General features: G+C 36.7%; 1 protein-coding gene. It reads right to left on the bottom strand.

From position 1 onward, the window contains the following. Positions 1-665: DUF3519 domain-containing protein (locus tag CXY28_RS08575; RefSeq protein WP_157819750.1), on the bottom strand; the 665-nt coding region annotated here is incomplete at both ends.

The raw sequence follows: 665 nt of genomic DNA, 5'->3' as shown, positions 1-665 counted from the left end.
TTTTCAGCGTTGGCTTGTTCAAGTGGGCTTAAATTTTTAGCGTTTGGTGTGGTTTCGTTTAAATTTTCGCTTGTTTTTAATAAATCCTCTTGATCTATTAAATCTTTTTGTGTAGGATTAGGTTCATAGGGGTGGTTTCCAGAGTGTAGACTGGCATCCCTAAAATCTGTAAAATTCCTATCGCTATAAAAATCAAAAATCTTATTTCCATTGTTTAAATCATCTACTACTAACCTAAGCTTAACGCCGTTATTCTCCCATTCATAGCCGTATCTAAATCCTTTTTCAAGCCTTTCAAAACTCTCTAATAACACGCTTCCGTTTTTAATCGCTTCGCTCATGTTGATTAGCTCGTCGTTCGTGAGGGCGCCTGTGCTTTCTTCTCCGTTCTGTTTAACTAAAATCTTTTTAGCTCCCGCATGCCTTGTGCCTTGTTCTAAAATGTAAAGGTCGTTTAAATCTATTCCTTTAATCTCTGTTTGATCCAACTCGCCCTTAAACACTTTTAAAACTTGTTGCTGTTCTTTAGTAAGCTTGCTTTCATCAATATTTTGTAGTTCTTGTAAGGCTTTTTCGTATTTGGTCGCTTTAGATTTGATCTCTTCGCTCGCGCTTTTAACGCCGTTAGTAAGCTCTTCAATGATTTTAAGCGTGTTGTTGCTAAA

This window comes from Helicobacter pylori (assembly GCF_002832345.1).
Taxonomy (GTDB): Bacteria; Campylobacterota; Campylobacteria; order Campylobacterales; family Helicobacteraceae; genus Helicobacter; species Helicobacter pylori_CP.
This window is presented reverse-complemented; position numbering and strand designations above follow the sequence as displayed.